The organism is Streptomyces sp. NRRL S-1813, from assembly GCF_000719605.1.
GTDB classification, from domain to species: domain Bacteria; phylum Actinomycetota; class Actinomycetes; order Streptomycetales; family Streptomycetaceae; genus Streptomyces; species Streptomyces decoyicus.
Map to the genome: position 1 here is coordinate 843,274 of NZ_JOHB01000001.1, position 15,369 is coordinate 858,642.

Annotated in this window: 15 protein-coding genes and 1 riboswitch; of the genes, 9 read left to right on the forward strand and 6 right to left on the reverse strand. The window is 71.3% G+C overall.

Annotation, left to right across the window (positions count from 1 at the left end; all coding sequences use genetic code 11):
- Positions 1 to 62 precede the first annotated feature (62 nt).
- Positions 63 to 1,022 (reverse strand): M56 family metallopeptidase, encoded by a 960-nt coding sequence (locus tag IF67_RS0103835; protein WP_030982090.1) that lies wholly within the window; start codon positions 1,020 to 1,022, stop codon positions 63 to 65.
- The gene (locus IF67_RS0103840; protein ID WP_030982092.1) at positions 1,019 to 1,447 is read right to left on the reverse strand and encodes a BlaI/MecI/CopY family transcriptional regulator; all 429 of its coding nucleotides are present in this window, start codon (positions 1,445 to 1,447) and stop codon (positions 1,019 to 1,021) included. The genes IF67_RS0103835 and IF67_RS0103840 overlap by 4 nt, the downstream gene beginning before the upstream one ends.
- A 113-nt stretch (positions 1,448 to 1,560) precedes the next feature.
- Between IF67_RS0103840 and IF67_RS0103845 the strand changes: the two genes are divergently transcribed.
- The 4 genes from IF67_RS0103845 to IF67_RS0103860 all read left to right on the forward strand — a co-directional run bounded on the left by IF67_RS0103845 (position 1,561) and on the right by IF67_RS0103860 (position 4,171).
- Positions 1,561 to 2,256, forward strand: coding sequence for a DedA family protein (locus IF67_RS0103845; RefSeq protein WP_051817515.1), 696 nt, complete (start codon positions 1,561 to 1,563; stop codon positions 2,254 to 2,256).
- Positions 2,257 to 2,328: 72 nt separating this feature from the next.
- Positions 2,329 to 2,934, forward strand: a complete 606-nt coding sequence (locus IF67_RS0103850; RefSeq protein WP_030982095.1) for a phosphatase PAP2 family protein — start codon at positions 2,329 to 2,331, stop codon at positions 2,932 to 2,934.
- Positions 2,931 to 3,686, forward strand: a complete 756-nt coding sequence (locus IF67_RS0103855; RefSeq protein WP_037838648.1) for a phosphatase PAP2 family protein — start codon at positions 2,931 to 2,933, stop codon at positions 3,684 to 3,686. The genes IF67_RS0103850 and IF67_RS0103855 overlap by 4 nt, the downstream gene beginning before the upstream one ends.
- A 182-nt stretch (positions 3,687 to 3,868) precedes the next feature.
- Entirely contained in the window at positions 3,869 to 4,171 is a 303-nt protein-coding gene (locus IF67_RS0103860) for a hypothetical protein (RefSeq protein WP_030982099.1), read from the forward strand.
- Between the two features lie 97 nt (positions 4,172 to 4,268).
- On the opposite strand, the gene IF67_RS0103865 is transcribed toward IF67_RS0103860, so the two are convergent.
- From IF67_RS0103865 to gcvT, 4 genes are all read right to left on the reverse strand, one after another.
- Positions 4,269 to 5,654, reverse strand: a complete 1,386-nt coding sequence (locus IF67_RS0103865) for an L-serine ammonia-lyase (RefSeq protein WP_030982101.1) — start codon at positions 5,652 to 5,654, stop codon at positions 4,269 to 4,271.
- Positions 5,655 to 6,120: 466 nt separating this feature from the next.
- A complete protein-coding gene (gene glyA, locus IF67_RS0103870; protein ID WP_030982104.1) occupies positions 6,121 to 7,380 on the reverse strand; it encodes a serine hydroxymethyltransferase in 1,260 nt (419 codons plus the stop codon).
- Positions 7,381 to 7,477: 97 nt separating this feature from the next.
- The gene (gcvH, locus tag IF67_RS0103875; RefSeq protein ID WP_030982106.1) at positions 7,478 to 7,855 is read right to left on the reverse strand and encodes a glycine cleavage system protein GcvH; all 378 of its coding nucleotides are present in this window, start codon (positions 7,853 to 7,855) and stop codon (positions 7,478 to 7,480) included.
- Positions 7,856 to 7,982: 127 nt separating this feature from the next.
- On the reverse strand, positions 7,983 to 9,110 hold the full coding sequence (gene gcvT / locus IF67_RS0103880) for a glycine cleavage system aminomethyltransferase GcvT (RefSeq protein ID WP_030982108.1): 1,128 nt from the start codon (positions 9,108 to 9,110) through the stop codon (positions 7,983 to 7,985).
- Between the two features lie 150 nt (positions 9,111 to 9,260).
- Positions 9,261 to 9,356, reverse strand: a riboswitch (glycine riboswitch).
- A 296-nt stretch (positions 9,357 to 9,652) separates the two neighbouring features.
- Between gcvT and IF67_RS0103885 the strand changes: the two genes are divergently transcribed.
- From IF67_RS0103885 to IF67_RS0103905, 5 genes are all read left to right on the forward strand, one after another.
- Entirely contained in the window at positions 9,653 to 10,300 is a 648-nt protein-coding gene (locus IF67_RS0103885) for an AAA family ATPase (RefSeq protein WP_037838767.1), read from the forward strand.
- A gap of 92 nt (positions 10,301 to 10,392) precedes the next feature.
- Positions 10,393 to 11,190: an enhanced serine sensitivity protein SseB gene (locus IF67_RS0103890; RefSeq protein WP_030982111.1), complete on the forward strand. Its 798-nt coding sequence runs from the start codon at positions 10,393 to 10,395 to the stop codon at positions 11,188 to 11,190.
- A gap of 61 nt (positions 11,191 to 11,251) precedes the next feature.
- On the forward strand, positions 11,252 to 12,052 hold the full coding sequence (locus IF67_RS0103895; protein ID WP_030982113.1) for an enhanced serine sensitivity protein SseB C-terminal domain-containing protein: 801 nt from the start codon (positions 11,252 to 11,254) through the stop codon (positions 12,050 to 12,052).
- A gap of 422 nt (positions 12,053 to 12,474) precedes the next feature.
- On the forward strand, positions 12,475 to 13,473 hold the full coding sequence (locus IF67_RS0103900) for an ABC transporter permease (protein WP_030982115.1): 999 nt from the start codon (positions 12,475 to 12,477) through the stop codon (positions 13,471 to 13,473).
- 117 nt (positions 13,474 to 13,590) lie between these two features.
- Positions 13,591 to 15,342, forward strand: coding sequence for an ABC transporter substrate-binding protein (locus IF67_RS0103905; protein ID WP_030982116.1), 1,752 nt, complete (start codon positions 13,591 to 13,593; stop codon positions 15,340 to 15,342).
- Positions 15,343 to 15,369: the final 27 nt, after the last annotated feature.

Genomic DNA, 15,369 nt, shown 5'->3' on the forward strand with positions numbered 1-15,369 from the left:
CGTCAGGGCGCAGCGCCAGGATGCCCGGCGGCGTTCCGTGCGCGCCCGCCCTCCCCGGCCCGTCAGCGCGCCGCCTCCCCCTGGGCGACCTCCACCGTCTCGTGCAGATCGGCCGCGGCGTCCAGGGCGGCGGCTGCGGAGAACGTGACGCAGGCCAGCAGGGCCGCGGCGATCAGACGGCGGCCGTGGAGACCGGCGCGCACCGGAGGGTGGTCCACGGCCCGCTCGGGGGCCAGCAGGGCGGCGACCCGGCGGGGTACCGGCCCGGCCGTCGCGGCGAGGACGGTGCCGGGACGGTGCGCCGCCGCGGCAGCGGGGCGGGCGGCCAGCGCGGCGCGGCCGATGGCGCGGGCCGTGACACGGCGGTCGCCCACCCGGGACGCGGCCGATTCATCGGCCCAGCGCTCCAGGGCGTAGGCGAGGGGCGCGCGCAGGGACCGGAGCAGCGGATGACAGACCGCGGCCAGCGCGACCGTGAGCAGGAAGAGGTGGTGCCGGCCCGCGAGATGGGCGCGCTCATGGGCGAACAGCGCCTCCCGCTCGTCCGGGGGCAGCGCCCGCAGCATCCCGGCCGTGACCACCACCCGGCCCGGGCGGCCCGGCAGGGCGTAGGCATCGGGCGCGGAGTCCGGCATTACGCACAGATCGCCCGACGGGGGATGTGCGCCGGTGGTGCGCCGGGCGGTGCGCAGCTCGGTGTGATGGCGGAGGGTGCGGTGGACCACGGCGAGCGCACAGGCGGTGAGCAGCGCCGCGGCGACACCGGCCGCGGGGACCGAGACGACGGGATCGCCGCCGAGCAGCGGCAGGGAGAGACGGCCCAGGGCGGCGACCGGCGGCAGGCGCAGCGCCCCGGCGGCCATCACCAGGCCGAGCGCCGCGGCCGTGCAGGCGGCCAGCGCGGCCGCGCAGCCCGTCAGCAGCCAGGCCGCGGCGCGCGGTGGCAGCGACTGCGCCAGCCGGCGGGCGGCCGGAACCGCGAGCAGCGGCATCAGCAGGGGAATCCATACGGCGAAGATCACGGCCCGGCCCCGGGACCGGGCTGCGGACCGGCTTCCGGCCCCTCGGGGGCGCCGCCCTCCGCGCCCTCCAGGAGGGACCGCAGTACCTGCTCGTCCTCGCTGGACAGCTGCGAGACGAAGCGGGCGAGCGCGGTGCCGCGGTCGTCCTGCTTGTCGAGCTCGCTGCGCATCCGCCGGGCGGTCAGCCCCGCGGAGTCCTGTATCGGCGAGTACGCGAACCCGCGGCCGGCCCGGGAGCGGGAGACCGCTCCCTTGTCGTGCAGCCGGGTCAGGATCGTGGTGACGGTGGTCCGCGCGAGCCGGCCGCCCAGCGCGCTCTGGACCTCGGCGGGGCTCAGCGGCCCCTCGGCCGCCCAGAGCGCCGCGAGCACGCTCGCCTCCAGCTCGCCTGAGGGGCGCCGCTGCACGGGTGATGTCTCCGACATGGATCGCCCTTGACCTTTTCGTCGTCTACAGTTCCGTAGACCGTCTACGTGACTGTAGTCGGCCGGGTCGGCCGGAAGCCGGCCCGCAACCCATTATGTAAGGGGCCGCCGACATGTCTGCCGCCGCCGCATTTTCGCAGGTGACAGCGGTCAACCAGGCCGTGAACGTGCTCGACGCCGGATCGCTGCTGGCCGCGTTCGGCGCGCTGGGCGTCGCTGTCGCGCTCTTCGCCGAGACAGGGCTGTTGGTGGGTTTCTTCCTGCCCGGCGACTCGCTGCTGTTCACCGCCGGTCTGCTGTGCGCCCCGGGCACCGGCGGCGGGGTCCACCTCGCGCTGCCGCAGGTGCTCACGGCCGCCGTCGTCGGGGCGCTCGCCGGCTCCCAGACCGGATTCTGGATCGGCCGGCGTGGCGGCCGCGCCCTGCTGGCCCGCAGCCGCGCCCGCCGGCTGCACGAGGGCGCCGCCCGCGCCGAGGCGCTCCTCGCCCGCTACGGCCACGCCAAGGCCCTCGTCCTGGCCCGCTTCGTCCCCGTCGTGCGCACCGTGCTGAACCCGCTGGCCGGCGCCCTGGGCGTGCCCGCCCGCACCTTCGCCCTCTGGCAGATCGCCGGCGGCCTGCTCTGGACGCTCGGCCTCACCCTCGCCGGCTACGCCCTGGGGTCGTCCGTACCGAACGTCGACCGCTATCTGCTGCCGCTGGTCGCCCTGGTGGTGCTGGTGTCGCTGGCCCCGCTCGCCGTCGAACTGCTCCGCTCCCGCAGGCGCCCGCACCCGGCCCCCGACCCGACCCCGCCGCCCGGCGCCTGAACCACCGGCCGACCGCCCGTCCGCACCACCGCACCCAGCCGCCGAGCTGCCGATCCGCCAAGGAGAACCCCCGTGACCCACCTCGCCTTCGGGGGAGCCTCGATCGACGGCGGCCTCTACACCCGGATCACCTGGCTCGCCCGCCACACCCCGCACGACCTCAACACCCTCATCACGTACGGCACCGACTACGGCCTCGCCCTCTTCGCCGTCCTGATGCTGATCGGCTGGTGGCGGGCGCGGACCCGCGACGCCGGCGCGATGGCGACCGCGCTGGCCACCCCCGTCGTCGTGGTCACCGCCTTTCTCGTCAACGACCTCGCCAAGACCTTCGTCGGCGAACCACGGCCCTGCCGGACGCTCCACGCCGTCACCATCGAGGTCTGTCCCGGGCCCGGCGACTGGTCCTTCCCCAGCAACCACTCCGCCCTCGTGGCGGCGGCCGCGGTCGCGCTGCTGCTGTGCGACCGGCAGCTGGGCCGGATCGCCGTACCGGCCGCGCTCCTGATGGCGGCCTCCCGCGTCTGGGTCGGCGCCCACTACCCGCACGACGTCGCCGCCGGCCTGCTCGTCGGCGCCCTCGTCGCCCGGGGACTCACCCCGCTCGCCCGCCGCGCGGCCCCCGCCGTCGACCGGATCCGCGCCACCCGGCTGCGCCCGCTGGTGGCCGCACGGTGACGGCGTCCGAGCAGGGACCGGGTCCGCAGCCACAGCCGTCACGGCAGGGGACGGAGCCGGTACTGCGGGCTGGGCCGCGGCGCCGCTCCCGTACGGCCCCGCTCCTCCTCTTCGCCGCGGTCTGCGCCGCGCTCTTCGCCGCCCTGGCGATCACCGTGTCCGTACGGCACGGAGCCCCGGTCGCTCCCGAACGGGCGGCCATCCGCTGGTCCGCCGCCCACCACGGGGAGCCCCTGCGCTCCATGGCCGGTGCGCTGACCGCCACCGGCACCGGGCCGGTCCCCTATCTGCTGGCAGTACTCGCCGGCCTGCTGGCCGGCCGGGACGCGGCGGGCCGGCTCCGCGCGGTGCTCTGCGCCCTCGTCGTCCTCGCCGTCGGCCAGGCGATCCGTTACGGCCTGATGGAACTGCTCGCCCGCCCCCGCCCGCCCGCCGCCGACTGGGCCGGGCGGGCCTCCGGCTACGCGTTCCCCTCCGGCCATGCCACCACCTCGGCGCTGGCGGCCGGAATCCTGGCCTGGGGCATCGCCCGACGGGCCCGGCCTTCCGTCGCCCGCACCTGGTACGTGGTGCTCGCCCTCTGGGCCGCCGGAGTCGGCCTCACCCGTGTCGCCCTGCGCGTCCACTGGCCCGGCGATGTCCTCGGAGGCTGGCTCCTGGCGGCGGCCCTGCTGGCCCTCGCCCTGCTCCTGGAGCCGTTCGCCGTCCCCCGCCGGGACCCCTCCCGATGCGGGCCGGCAGAAGCCCCATAGCGCGCATCCCCCCTGCATATGCGCATTCCCATGAACAGATGACGATCGGACCAGGTCTTCCCCAAGGCGGGCATGGACGCGTCCCGCGCCGAGCAGCACTGTCGTGAGGTGCCGTGACGACGGAAGCGATTCCGCCACCGGCGCCGCTCACGGCACGTCCGCACCATCAGGGGGACCCACCGATGAACCAGCCTCTCGACGCTTCACCGCCGCGCCCGTCGGCCGACGGGACCGCCGATCCCGCCCCCCGCCGCTGCGCGGCCGCCGCCGCCAAGGACCCGACCCCGTGCGAGGGACCGCGGGAGGCCGCCACCCTCGTCGACCGCCAGGGCAGGGAGGTCGCCGGCTGCGTCCACCACTGCGCCCGTCTGCTGGCCGGCCTCGAAGGCGCCCGCGTCCACCCCTTCGTCCCCACGAGCCAGGCCCTGGAGATCTACTCGCGGGCCCGCGAACTCCCGCCCTTCGCCTGGGAGATCGGCAGGTAGCCCGGACCGGTGGGCCCGCCTGCCGGTTCACCCGGCCCGGCGGCTCACACCCGGCGGGTGGCAGGCGCTGTCCTCGACATCGCCGTCCACCCCGTCCTCAGCACTCGATGATGTTGACGGCCAGACCGCCCCGCGCCGTCTCCTTGTACTTGACGCTCATGTCGGCGCCGGTGTCCTTCATGGTCTTGATGACCTTGTCGAGGGAGACATGGTGGCGGCCGTCGCCGCGCAGCGCCATGCGGGCGGCGGTGACGGCCTTGACGGCGGCCATGCCGTTGCGCTCGATGCAGGGGATCTGCACGAGGCCGCCGACGGGGTCGCAGGTCAGGCCGAGGTTGTGTTCCATGCCGATCTCGGCGGCGTTCTCGACCTGCTCGGGCGAGCCGCCCAGGACCTCGGCGAGGCCGCCGGCGGCCATCGAGCAGGCGGAGCCGACCTCGCCCTGGCAGCCGACCTCGGCGCCGGAGATCGAGGCGTTCTCCTTGAAGAGCATGCCGATCGCACCGGCCGCGAGCAGGAAGCGGACGATGCCGTCCTCGTCGGCCCCGGGCACGAAGTTGATGTAGTAGTGCAGGACGGCGGGGATGATGCCGGCAGCGCCGTTGGTGGGCGCCGTCACCACGCGCCCGCCCGCGGCGTTCTCCTCGTTCACGGCCATCGCATAGAGGGTGGTCCACTCCATGGCGTGGGCGGTGGCGTCGCCCTCCGAGCGCAGCTGGCGGGCGGAGTGGGCGGCGCGGCGGCGGACCTTGAGGCCGCCGGGCAGGATGCCCTCGCGGGACATGCCGCGGGTGACGCAGGCCTGCATGACCTGCCAGATCTCCAGCAGTCCGGCGCGGATCTCGTCCTCGGTGCGCCAGGCCTTCTCGTTCTCCAGCATGAGGGCGGAGATGGACAGGCCGGTGTCGTGGGAGAGGCGCAGGAGTTCGTCGCCGGTGCGGAAGGGGTGGGTCAGGGCGGTGTCGTCGGGGACGATCGGGTTCTCGCCGGCCACCGCGTCCTCGTCGATGACGAAGCCGCCGCCGACCGAGTAGTAGGTCTTCTCCAGCAGGGGCGCACCGGTGGCGTCATACGCGAAGAGCGTCATCCCGTTGGCGTGGTAGGGCAGGGCGCGGCGGCGGTGGAGGATGAGTTCGGTGGCTTCGTCGAAGTCGATCTCATGGGTGGTGCCTATTTCCGCCCCGAGCAGGCGCAGGCGCTTGGTGGTGCGGATGCGCTCGACCTCGTCGTCGGCGGATTCGACGTCCACGGTGCGGGGGGAGTGGCCTTCGAGGCCGAGGAGGACGGCCTTGGGGGTGCCGTGGCCGTGGCCGGTGGCGCCCAGGGAGCCGAAGAGTTCGGCGCGGACGCTGACCGTCTGGGCGAGCAGGCCGTCCTTCTTGAGGCGTCCGACGAACATCCGGGCGGCGCGCATCGGGCCGACGGTGTGGGAGCTGGAGGGGCCGATGCCGATGGAGAAGAGGTCGAAGACGGAGATGGCCACGGAGGCTGACTCCCTTGTCTGCTCGTGGTGGACGGTGGAGCAATGGGGCAGGAGGTACGATTCTGCGCCGTTGTTTGAGCGTAACGCGGACCCGGTCGGCTGCCGCCGGACGGAAACCGTCGGGTGCGCGGCGCCGGGGGTAACGGTCGGTGTCGGTGTGGATACGGCGCCGGGGCGATGCCGGGCGGCGCACGGGTCCCGGCCTGTCGAGGAGGCCGGTCCGGCTCTGATCCGCCGGAGCGGGGCCCGGCCGCCATGCCGCCTCCCCGTGGAAGGTCTGCTGCCCTCCGCCGCGTCGGCCATGCACGCGGCGACCACACCGGAGTGCACCGTGACAGCGCGCAAGCGGGGAGGAGAACGGGCAGGCAGACAGCGAGCCCGGGACCGAGCGCCCCGGGCTCACCGGCTCTGTTCCCTCCCCGGCCGCCGGTCGTCGGCGGCCGGGGAGGTCACTGCATGAGACGTGTCACAGGGACGGGTACAGCGGGAACTTGTCCGCGAGTGCCGTGACGCGGGCCTTGAGGGCTTCGGCGTCGTAGGCGGGCTTGAGGGCCTGGGCGATGATGTCGGCGACCTCGCGGAAGTCCTCGGCCTGGAAGCCCCGGGTGGCCAGCGCGGGGGTGCCGATGCGCAGGCCGGAGGTGACCATCGGGGGCCGGGGGTCGTTCGGGATGGCGTTGCGGTTGACGGTGATGCCGACCTCGTGGAGGCGGTCCTCGGCCTGCTGGCCGTCGAGCTCGCTGTTGCGCAGGTCGACGAGGACCAGGTGCACGTCGGTGCCGCCGGACAGCACGGACACGCCGACCTCGGTCACGTCGGGCTGGATGAGGCGCTCGGCGAGGATGCGGGCACCGTCCAGGGTGCGCTGCTGGCGCTCCTTGAAGTCGTCGGACGCCGCGACCTTGAAGGACACCGCCTTCGCCGCGATGACGTGCTCCAGGGGGCCGCCCTGCTGGCCCGGGAAGACCGCCGAGTTGATCTTCTTGGCGAGTTCCTGGGTGGAGAGGATCACGCCGCCGCGCGGACCGCCGAGGGTCTTGTGCGTGGTGGTGGTGACGACGTGGGCGTGCGGCACGGGGGAGGGGTGCAGACCCGCGGCGACCAGGCCGGCGAAGTGCGCCATGTCGACCATCAGGTAGGCGCCGACCTCGTCCGCGATCCGGCGGAACTCGGCGAAGTCCAGCTGGCGGGGGTAGGCGGACCAGCCGGCGACGATCAGCTTCGGGCGGTGCTCCTTGGCGAGGCGCTCGACCTCTTCCATGTCGACCAGGTTCGACTTCTCGTCGACGTGGTAGGGCACCACGTTGTAGAGCTTGCCGGAGAAGTTGATCTTCATGCCGTGGGTGAGGTGGCCGCCGTGGGCGAGGTTGAGGCCCAGGATGGTGTCGCCCGGCTTGATGAGGGCGAACATGGCGGCGGCGTTGGCCTGTGCGCCGGAGTGCGGCTGGACGTTGGCGGCCTCGGCGCCGAAGAGCGCCTTGATGCGGTCGATGGCGATCTGCTCGACGACGTCGACGTGCTCACAGCCGCCGTAGTAGCGGCGGCCGGGGTAGCCCTCGGCGTACTTGTTGGTGAGGACGGAGCCCTGGGCCTCCATGACGGCGACGGGGGCGAAGTTCTCCGACGCGATCATTTCGAGGGTGGACTGCTGGCGGTGGAGTTCGGCGTCGACGGCGGCGGCGACGTCGGGGTCGAGCTCATGGAGGGAGCTGTTCAGAAGCGACATGAGTCTTTCCTGGGGAGTCAGGGGCGCGAGAGGGTCCCCTGGGCGGAGTCCGGGGGAGCTGTCACGCGGGCGGTGGCGGTCGGGGGAGCCGGGTGGCTCAGCCGGTGATGAAGGCGGCGTACTCGTCGGCCGAGAGCAGGTCGCCCGGCTCACCGCTGATCTTCACCTTGAACAGCCAACCGCCCTCGAACGGGGCGGAGTTCACCAGCGAGGGGTCGTTGACGACATCCTCGTTGATCTCGGTGATCTCACCGTCGACGGGCGAGTAGAGGTCGCTGACCGACTTGGTCGACTCCAGCTCGCCGCAGGTCTCGCCCGCCGCGACCGTGGCACCGACCTCGGGGAGCTGCACGTAGACGACGTCGCCGAGCGCGTTGGCCGCGTGCTCGGTGATGCCGACCGTCGAGACGCCTTCCTCGGCGCCCGACAGCCACTCGTGCTCCTTGCTGTAGCGCAGCTGCTGGGGGTTGCTCATGGCTCGATTCTCCTGTACGCGAGGGTGTGATCGTGAAGGGGGTCGCCCCCTGGCACGGCCAGGGGGAGGGTCTTGCACAGTGAGACGCGCGGGCGCACCGCTGCCCGGGTCCGCCGCCGATGAACCGTTACTTCTGCCGCTTGTAGAACGGCAGAGCGGTGACCTCGTACGGCTCATGGCTTCCACGGATGTCCACACAGACACCCTCGGTACCCGGTGTGGCGTAGGCGGCGTCGACATAGGCGATGGCGATCGGCTTGCCGAGCGTCGGGGACGGCGCCCCGGACGTGACCTCACCGATGACCGTGCCGTCGGCCGTGACGACCGGGTACCCGGCGCGCGGGACCCGGCGGCCCCCGGCGACCAGGCCGACCAGCTTGCGCGGCGGCCGGGTCTCGGCGCGCTCGGCGGCGGCCGCCAGCGCCTCGCGGCCCACGAAGTCACCGCCGTTGGTGGTCTTCTCGAACTTCACGACCCGGCCCAGGCCCGCGTCGAACGGCGTCGTCGCGGTGCTCAGCTCATGCCCGTACAGCGGCATGCCGGCCTCCAGACGCAGCGTGTCGCGGCAGGACAGACCGCAGGGCACCAGACCGGCGTCCTTGCCGGCCTCGGTCAGCGCCTCCCAGAGGGCGACCGCATCGGCCGGCCGGACGAACAGCTCGAAGCCGTCCTCACCGGTGTATCCGGTACGGGCGATCAGTGCCTCCACACCGGCGACCGTGCCGGGCAGTCCCGCGTAGTACTTGAGACCGTCCAGATCGGCGTCGGTGAGCGCCTTGAGGATCGCGGGGGACTCCGGGCCCTGCACCGCGAGCAGTGCGTAGGCGTCCCGGTCGTCGCGGATCGCGGCGTCGAAACCGCCAGCGCGCGCGGTGAGCGCGTCCAGCACCACCTGGGCGTTGGAGGCGTTGGCGACGACCATGTACTCCTGGTCGGCGAGACGGTAGACGATCAGGTCGTCGAGGATGCCGCCCTCGGCCTCGCAGATCATGGTGTAACGGGCGCGGCCGGTCTTGACGCCGCCGATGTTGCCGACCAGCGCGTAGTCGAGGAGGTCGGCGGCCTGCGGGCCGGTGACGGTGATCTCGCCCATGTGGGAGAGGTCGAAGAGGCCGGCGCGGGTGCGGACGGCGACGTGTTCGTCACGCTCGCTGCTGTAGCGGAGCGGCATGTCCCAGCCGGCGAAGTCGGTCATGGTGGCACCGAGCGCGCGATGGGTGGCGTCCAGCGCGGTGAGGCGGGGGGCATCTGTCATGGTTCTGGGCTCCCAGGCATGGGTGACAAGACGTTCTCCCCATCTGTCATCGGAACCTGAGAGGTTCACCGGGATCGCGCGAACGGACCCGGTTTGCACCTTGGGTGGAGCCGCCCGTAGGCCGGGCAGTGGCTCGCTTTTCAGATCTGCCTCGCCCGCGCGGTATAGGGGCCTGAGAGATTCAAGGGAGGACTTGCTCCTTCGGCGCCCCGCCATGGCGGCCGGGGACTCTCCCGCGCGGGTTCAAGCGGCCGGTATGGAGTTGGCCGTGCACGAGTAGCTGCGCTGGTGCACGTGGCGGCCACATCATTGCACGGGATCGCCGGATACAGGAGTCCCGGCCGCCGCCCCGGCCGTGACATGGGCAGATCGGACAATCTCCTTGATGGGCATTACCTTTTCTTGACACTCTGCGGGTAGGGGACGGACTCGAACCGGAGCAGAACCGGACGGGGAGGACGATCACGGTGCACAGTGAAGCGGCATGGGGGGCCACTTCCGGGGTTGCGCCCCCGGACGTCGTGCCGGCGGCGCCGCCCGTCATGACCCGGACCGGGCGGCCGCCGCGGCCCGTGGTCCGGCCGGGGCGCGCTGCCGAGACCGTGGACCTCCGGGGCGGGGGACGGGCGCGGGGCGCCGCCGAGCTGCGGTTTCCGGCCGGTGACCTGGTGGTGGTCTCCGGCCTGCCGGGCAGCGGCAAGAGCACCCTCATGCACCGTGTCGTGCCGCCGCTGGACGCGCACGGCGCCGCGGTGCACCGCATCGATTCGCAGGACGTCCGCGAGCGCTGGGCGCGGGGCAGGCTGCGCCGGCTGCCGTACGCCCTCTACCGCCCGCTGGTCCGGGCCGCCCACTATCTGACGCTGCACCGTGCGCTGCGCTCCGGCGACAGCGTGGTGGTGCACGACTGCGGCACCCTGGCCTGGGTGCGCCGCTGGATCGCGCGGTCCGCGGCGCGCGGCGGCCGCGGGCTGCACCTGGTGCTGCTCGATGTGGCGCCCGAGGTGGCGCTCTCGGGCCAGGAGTCCCGGGGCCGAGGGGTGTCGGGATACGCCTTCGCGCGGCACCGCGGGGCGGTGGGCCGGCTGGTCGGCGCGGCGGAGTCGGCCCGGCTGCCGAAGGGGTTCGGCTCGGTGGTACTTCTCGACCGGCGGGCGGCGAGCGCCCTGGAGACGGTCAGCTTCGACTGAACGGACCGGCACCCCGCCCCCCGGGTTCCACCTCCCGCCTTCTCGTCTAGGGTCTTTGGCCAGATGGCGTGGTTGGGAACGGGTGGATACACATGACATTTCCGGAGCAGGGGATACCGCAGCTGGCATGGCCGGCGAACGAGCTCGAAGAGGTGCTGGCCGCGTCGGTCGGGCACCCGGGCGCCGGTGGCCGGATCGTCGAGGTGCTGGGCCGCAGCCGGGTGTGGGTGCCGCTGCCCAACGGCGGCGGGCCGAAGAGCGCGGGCCCCGGCACCCGCGGCCTCGATCTGCCCACGGTCGAGCTCGGCGGTGCGGCCTATGTCCCGGTCTACAGCTCCGAGCAGGAGTTCTTGCGGGTGGTCGGCTCGCACCTGTCCTTCACCGTCGCCCCGGCCCGGGAGTTCGCCCGCGGGCTGCCGCCGCACATCGGCATCGCGGTCAACCCCGACGGCACGATAGGCGTCCCGCTGCCGCCGCCCGCGGTGGCCGAACTGTGCCGGGAGGGGCGCCATGAGCCGGCCGGTCTGCCGAGCGGCGGCCGGGTGCGGCTCTTCGAGCCGGACTGGCAGGACGAACCGGTGGACTTCCTGGCCGCCGCCGGACTGGAGTTCTCCGGCGCCGGAATTGTCCTGACTGCCCGGCGTGCCCTGGCAAGTGTCGAGGGCGACACGCCCGCACTGTTCGTCGGAGTGCAGATCGGGGCGGAGGTGATGGCACTGCACGACGGCACGGCCCGCGAGGCGGTACTGTCAGCCCTCGGACGTGCGCTCGGCGCAGTACCGCTGCCCTGGCCCGTACAGCTCGTCATGCTCGACCTCGCCCAGGGTGACCCGGTCGCCGACTGGATGCTGGAGCGTGTGCGGCCCTTCTACTCTCGGGACCACTCGTAAGCTGGTTGGATGACGGGCGGGCGCACCCACACGTGCCCTGCTGACAGAAGGGACGGACCACGTGAGCGCGGGTGCGCATCAAGGGCCGGCGGCGGCCGGACAGCTGGAGCAGCTGCTCCAGCAGGTCGCGCCCGGCCGTTACGACGCCTACGAGGCACTGCTGCACGCGCTCGCCGCGAGCCAGGTCTGGATGCTGCTCTGGCACGGCCGGGCCGGCATGTCCGATGCGCAGTACGGAAACATGGAGGTCGAGGGCCTCGGCTATGCGCCGTGTGTGACCTCGGCGCCCGAGCTCGCCGCCTCCGGCTGGAACCGTGACCACGAAGTCGTCACCGGCCCGGAGATCGCCGCCTCGCTCTTCCCCGACCGCTGGGGCCTGTGGCTGAATCCGCATGCCCCCGGCGGCGGTGTCGGCATCCCCTGGCTGGATCTGCGCCGTATCGCCGGTGGTCTGGACCGGCTGCCCGCCGGTCCGCTGCGGATCTCCGAACCGGTCATCGACATCCCGCAGTTCTATGCGCTGCTGGCCCAGAACGCCCATCGGACGCCCGCTGTGCGGTCGCTGCGCCGGGCCTGGGTGCAGCCCGCGCTCGGTGCCCCCTATCTGGCGATCGGTCTGGATCTGTACGACACCGGCCAACAAGCGGTGGATTCGGTACGGTTGATGATCCAGCAGTCGATCGGCGCGGTGCCGGACGGTCTGCCCGTCTCCACCGTCGCGATGAACGACGAGTACGACCCGGTCGGCATGTGGATGCGGGCCTCCGCACGCCCCTTCTTCGACCGTGACGGCTACGCCCAGGGGCCGGGTCAGCCGGCGCCCGCGCCGTCGTACGGCTACGGCTACCCGCGCCCTTACTGACAGCTTGTCTCCGACGTCCGACCGTGCCGGCCGGGCGTCGATCTTGTGGTGAATTCACCCTGCATGCCCGGCGGTTGAGGCCCTCTCCCGTGGGTGTTCACCCCGCTCAGCCCGAACTGTTGTCCGTATAACGGAATGCCGTGGAGCACATCACAGTTGCGCATCCTTTCCCCGTCAGGGCTGGTGACTGATCGCGAAAGGGATGAAGACTCCGGAAACAACGGGCCTCGGTCCTTTGTACGAGCGTCATCTCGTACGGCGTCGCGCGAGCTTCTGATCTCCCTAGTGTGAACTTCCGCGATGCCCGCAGTACTTGCACCACTTGCACCACTTGCACCGACTTGCACCAGTGATGTGAACCAGGCCGCTATCCGCGGCGGGCAGGGGCCGGCCACCGTCGGCCGAGAGGGGTCAAAGGCACTGTGACCGCACCGATCGAGACCACCGGGGCGGCTGCTGAGGCGCAGCCGGAAGCGGTGCTGAAGGGCGTCGAAGGAAAGCAGATCGAGGGGCGTTCGCTCGGTCAGATCGCATGGTTGCGCTTCCGGCGGGACAAGGTTGCGGTGGCCGGTGCCATCGTTGTCATCCTGCTCATCGTCGTCGCCGCGCTCTCCCGTCCGATCCAGTCCCTGCTGGGGCTGGACCCGAACAACCCCAACCAGTCGCTGATCGATCCCAACACCACGCTCCCCAAGGGCGACATGGGCGGCATGAGCGGGGACCATCCCCTGGGCGTGGACCCGAAGTTCGGCCGCGATCTGCTCGCCCGGATCCTGGAGGGCTCCTGGGTGTCGCTGATCGTCGCGTTCGGCGCGACCGTGCTGTCGGTCGCCATCGGCACCGTCCTCGGTGTGGTCGCCGGCTTCTACCGCGGGCGGGTGGACGCCCTCATCAGCCGGATGATGGATGTCTTCCTGGCCTTCCCGCTGCTGCTCTTCGCCATCGCGATCTCCGCATCGCTCCAGGGCGGCGCCTTCGGCCTGGAGGGCCTGCCGCTGCACATCTCGGTGCTGATCTTCGTGATCGGCTTCTTCAACTGGCCGTACATGGGCCGCATCGTGCGTGCGCAGACACTGTCGCTGCGCGAGCGGGAATTCGTGGACGCCGCTCGCGGCATGGGTGCGCGCGGGCCCTTCATCCTCTTCCGGGAGCTGCTGCCCAACCTGGTCGGGCCGATCATCGTCTACTCGACGCTGCTGATCCCCTCCAACATCCTCTTCGAGGCCGCGCTGAGCTTCCTGGGCGTCGGCATCCAGCCCCCGCAGGCGTCCTGGGGCGGCATGCTCAACCAGGCGGTCAAGTACTACGAGGTCGACCCTCAGTACATGATCGTCCCCGGCCTCGCGATCTTCGTCACCGTGCTCGCGTTCAACCTGCTCGGTGACGGACTGCGGGACGCGCTGGACCCGCGCAGCCGCTGACGGCGCCTTCCCAGACGTCCCAACTGCGTTACCGCGTCACAGAGTTACTGCGTTGCTTGCGTTGCTTGCGTTTCTGGTTTCTGCGTTTCTCGACGAACGAAGGGGACACCGACCATCATGCGAAGGTCAGTTCCGGTCGCGGCTGTCGCGGCCATCACCAGTGCGGGCCTTTTGCTGGCCGGCTGTAGCGGGGGCAAGGGCTCCTCGGAGGGCTCGGGCGAGGCGAACGCCGCCACCAAGGGCATCGTCAACGCCTCGGACGAGAAGGGCGGCACGCTCACCTACGCGATCAGTGACGCCCCCGAGTCATTCGACCCGGGCAACACGTACTACGCCTTCATCTACAACTTCAGCCGGCTCTACGCCCGCCCGCTCACCACCTTCAAGCCGGGCCCCGGCCCCAAGGGCAACGAGCTGGTCCCGGACCTCGCCGAGTCGATGGGCAAGCCCAGCGACGGCGGCAAGACCTGGACGTACAAGATCCGCAAGGGCGTCAAGTACGACGACGGCTCCACGGTCACCTCGCAGGACGTCAAGTACGCCGTCGAGCGCAGCAACTTCGCGCGTGACACCCTCTCGCTGGGCCCGAACTACTTCCAGCAGTTCCTCAAGGACAACGACGGCGGCTACAAGGGTCCCTACAAGGACAAGAGCAAGGCCGGTCTGAAGTCCATCGAGACCCCGGACGAGCAGACGGTCGTCTTCCACCTCAAGAAGCCGTTCGCCGAGTTCGACTACCTGGTGAGCGCCCCGCAGACCGCCCCGGTCCCGCAGGCCAAGGACAAGGGCGCGGACTACACCAAGTCCGTGCTGTCCACCGGCTCCTACAAGTTCGAGAGCTACCAGGAGGGCAAGAAGCTCACCCTGGTCCGCAACCCGCAGTGGTCCGCGAAGACGGACCCGCTGCGCAAGCAGCTGCCGGAAAAGATCGTCCTGAACCTGAAGGTCGCCCAGTCGACCATCGACAAGGACCTCCAGTCGGGCAACACCCTGGTGGACCTGGCCGGCCGTGGTGTCGACGGGCAGACGCAGGCCCAGCTCCTGACGGACTCCAAGGCGAAGGGCAACACCGACAACACACTCGGCCAGCGCCTCGTCTACACGGCGCTGAACACCAAGGTGAAGCCGTTCGACAACATCGAGTGCCGTAAGGCCGTCGAGTACGCCATCGACAAGAAGGCCGTACAGACCTCGCTCGGCGGCCCGATCCGCGGCGAGCTGGCCTCCACGGTCCTGCCGACCGACATCGACGGCTACCAGAAGTACGACCTGTACCCGCAGAAGTACGACGGCGACAAGCTGGACCTGACCGAGGCCAAGAAGCACTGGGCCAAGTGCGGCGCCGGCAAGACCACGACCACGATCCTGGCCCGCAACGACCGCCAGGACGAGGTCGACGCGGCCACCACGGTCATCGACTCGCTGAAGAAGATCGGCGTCACCGCCAAGATCCAGTCCTACCCGACCAGCAAGTACTTCTCGGACTACGCCGGTGTGCCGAAGTTCAACAAGAAGAACAACGTCGGCATGATCATGATGCAGTGGGGCTCGGACTTCCCGACCGGCTACGGCTACCTCCAGCAGATCCTGAACGGCAAGGCGATCAGCCAGTCCGGTAACACCAACCTGTCGGAGCTGGACGACCCGGAGATCAACAAGCTGCTCGAGAGCGCCATCGCCAACACCGACAAGGCGGCCCGCGAGAAGGCGTACGCCGAGATCGACAAGAAGACGATGGAGCAGGCGGCGCTGGTCCCGCTCACCTACTTCAAGGTCCTGATGTACCGCTCGCCCAAGGCCACCAACCTGGTGTCCACCTCGGCCTTCAGCGGTCAGTACGACTACCTCAACATCGGCGTCAAGAAGTAGCAGCCCTGGAAGGCAGGTGAAGGCATT

What these genes read in the sequence shown, in the direction of transcription:
- IF67_RS0103840 (WP_030982092.1), bottom strand. Translation starts at nt 1,447, where the DNA reads ATGTCGGAGACATCACCCGTGCAGCGGCGCCCCTCAGGCGAGCTGGAG.
- IF67_RS0103845 (WP_051817515.1), top strand. Translation starts at nt 1,561, where the DNA reads ATGTCTGCCGCCGCCGCATTTTCGCAGGTGACAGCGGTCAACCAGGCC.
- IF67_RS0103860 (WP_030982099.1), top strand. Translation starts at nt 3,869, where the DNA reads ATGAACCAGCCTCTCGACGCTTCACCGCCGCGCCCGTCGGCCGACGGG.
- glyA (WP_030982104.1), bottom strand. Translation starts at nt 7,380, where the DNA reads ATGTCGCTTCTGAACAGCTCCCTCCATGAGCTCGACCCCGACGTCGCC.
- gcvH (WP_030982106.1), bottom strand. Translation starts at nt 7,855, where the DNA reads ATGAGCAACCCCCAGCAGCTGCGCTACAGCAAGGAGCACGAGTGGCTG.
- gcvT (WP_030982108.1), bottom strand. Translation starts at nt 9,110, where the DNA reads ATGACAGATGCCCCCCGCCTCACCGCGCTGGACGCCACCCATCGCGCG.
- IF67_RS0103885 (WP_037838767.1), top strand. Translation starts at nt 9,653, where the DNA reads ATGACCCGGACCGGGCGGCCGCCGCGGCCCGTGGTCCGGCCGGGGCGC.
- IF67_RS0103890 (WP_030982111.1), top strand. Translation starts at nt 10,393, where the DNA reads ATGACATTTCCGGAGCAGGGGATACCGCAGCTGGCATGGCCGGCGAAC.
- IF67_RS0103905 (WP_030982116.1), top strand. Translation starts at nt 13,591, where the DNA reads ATGCGAAGGTCAGTTCCGGTCGCGGCTGTCGCGGCCATCACCAGTGCG.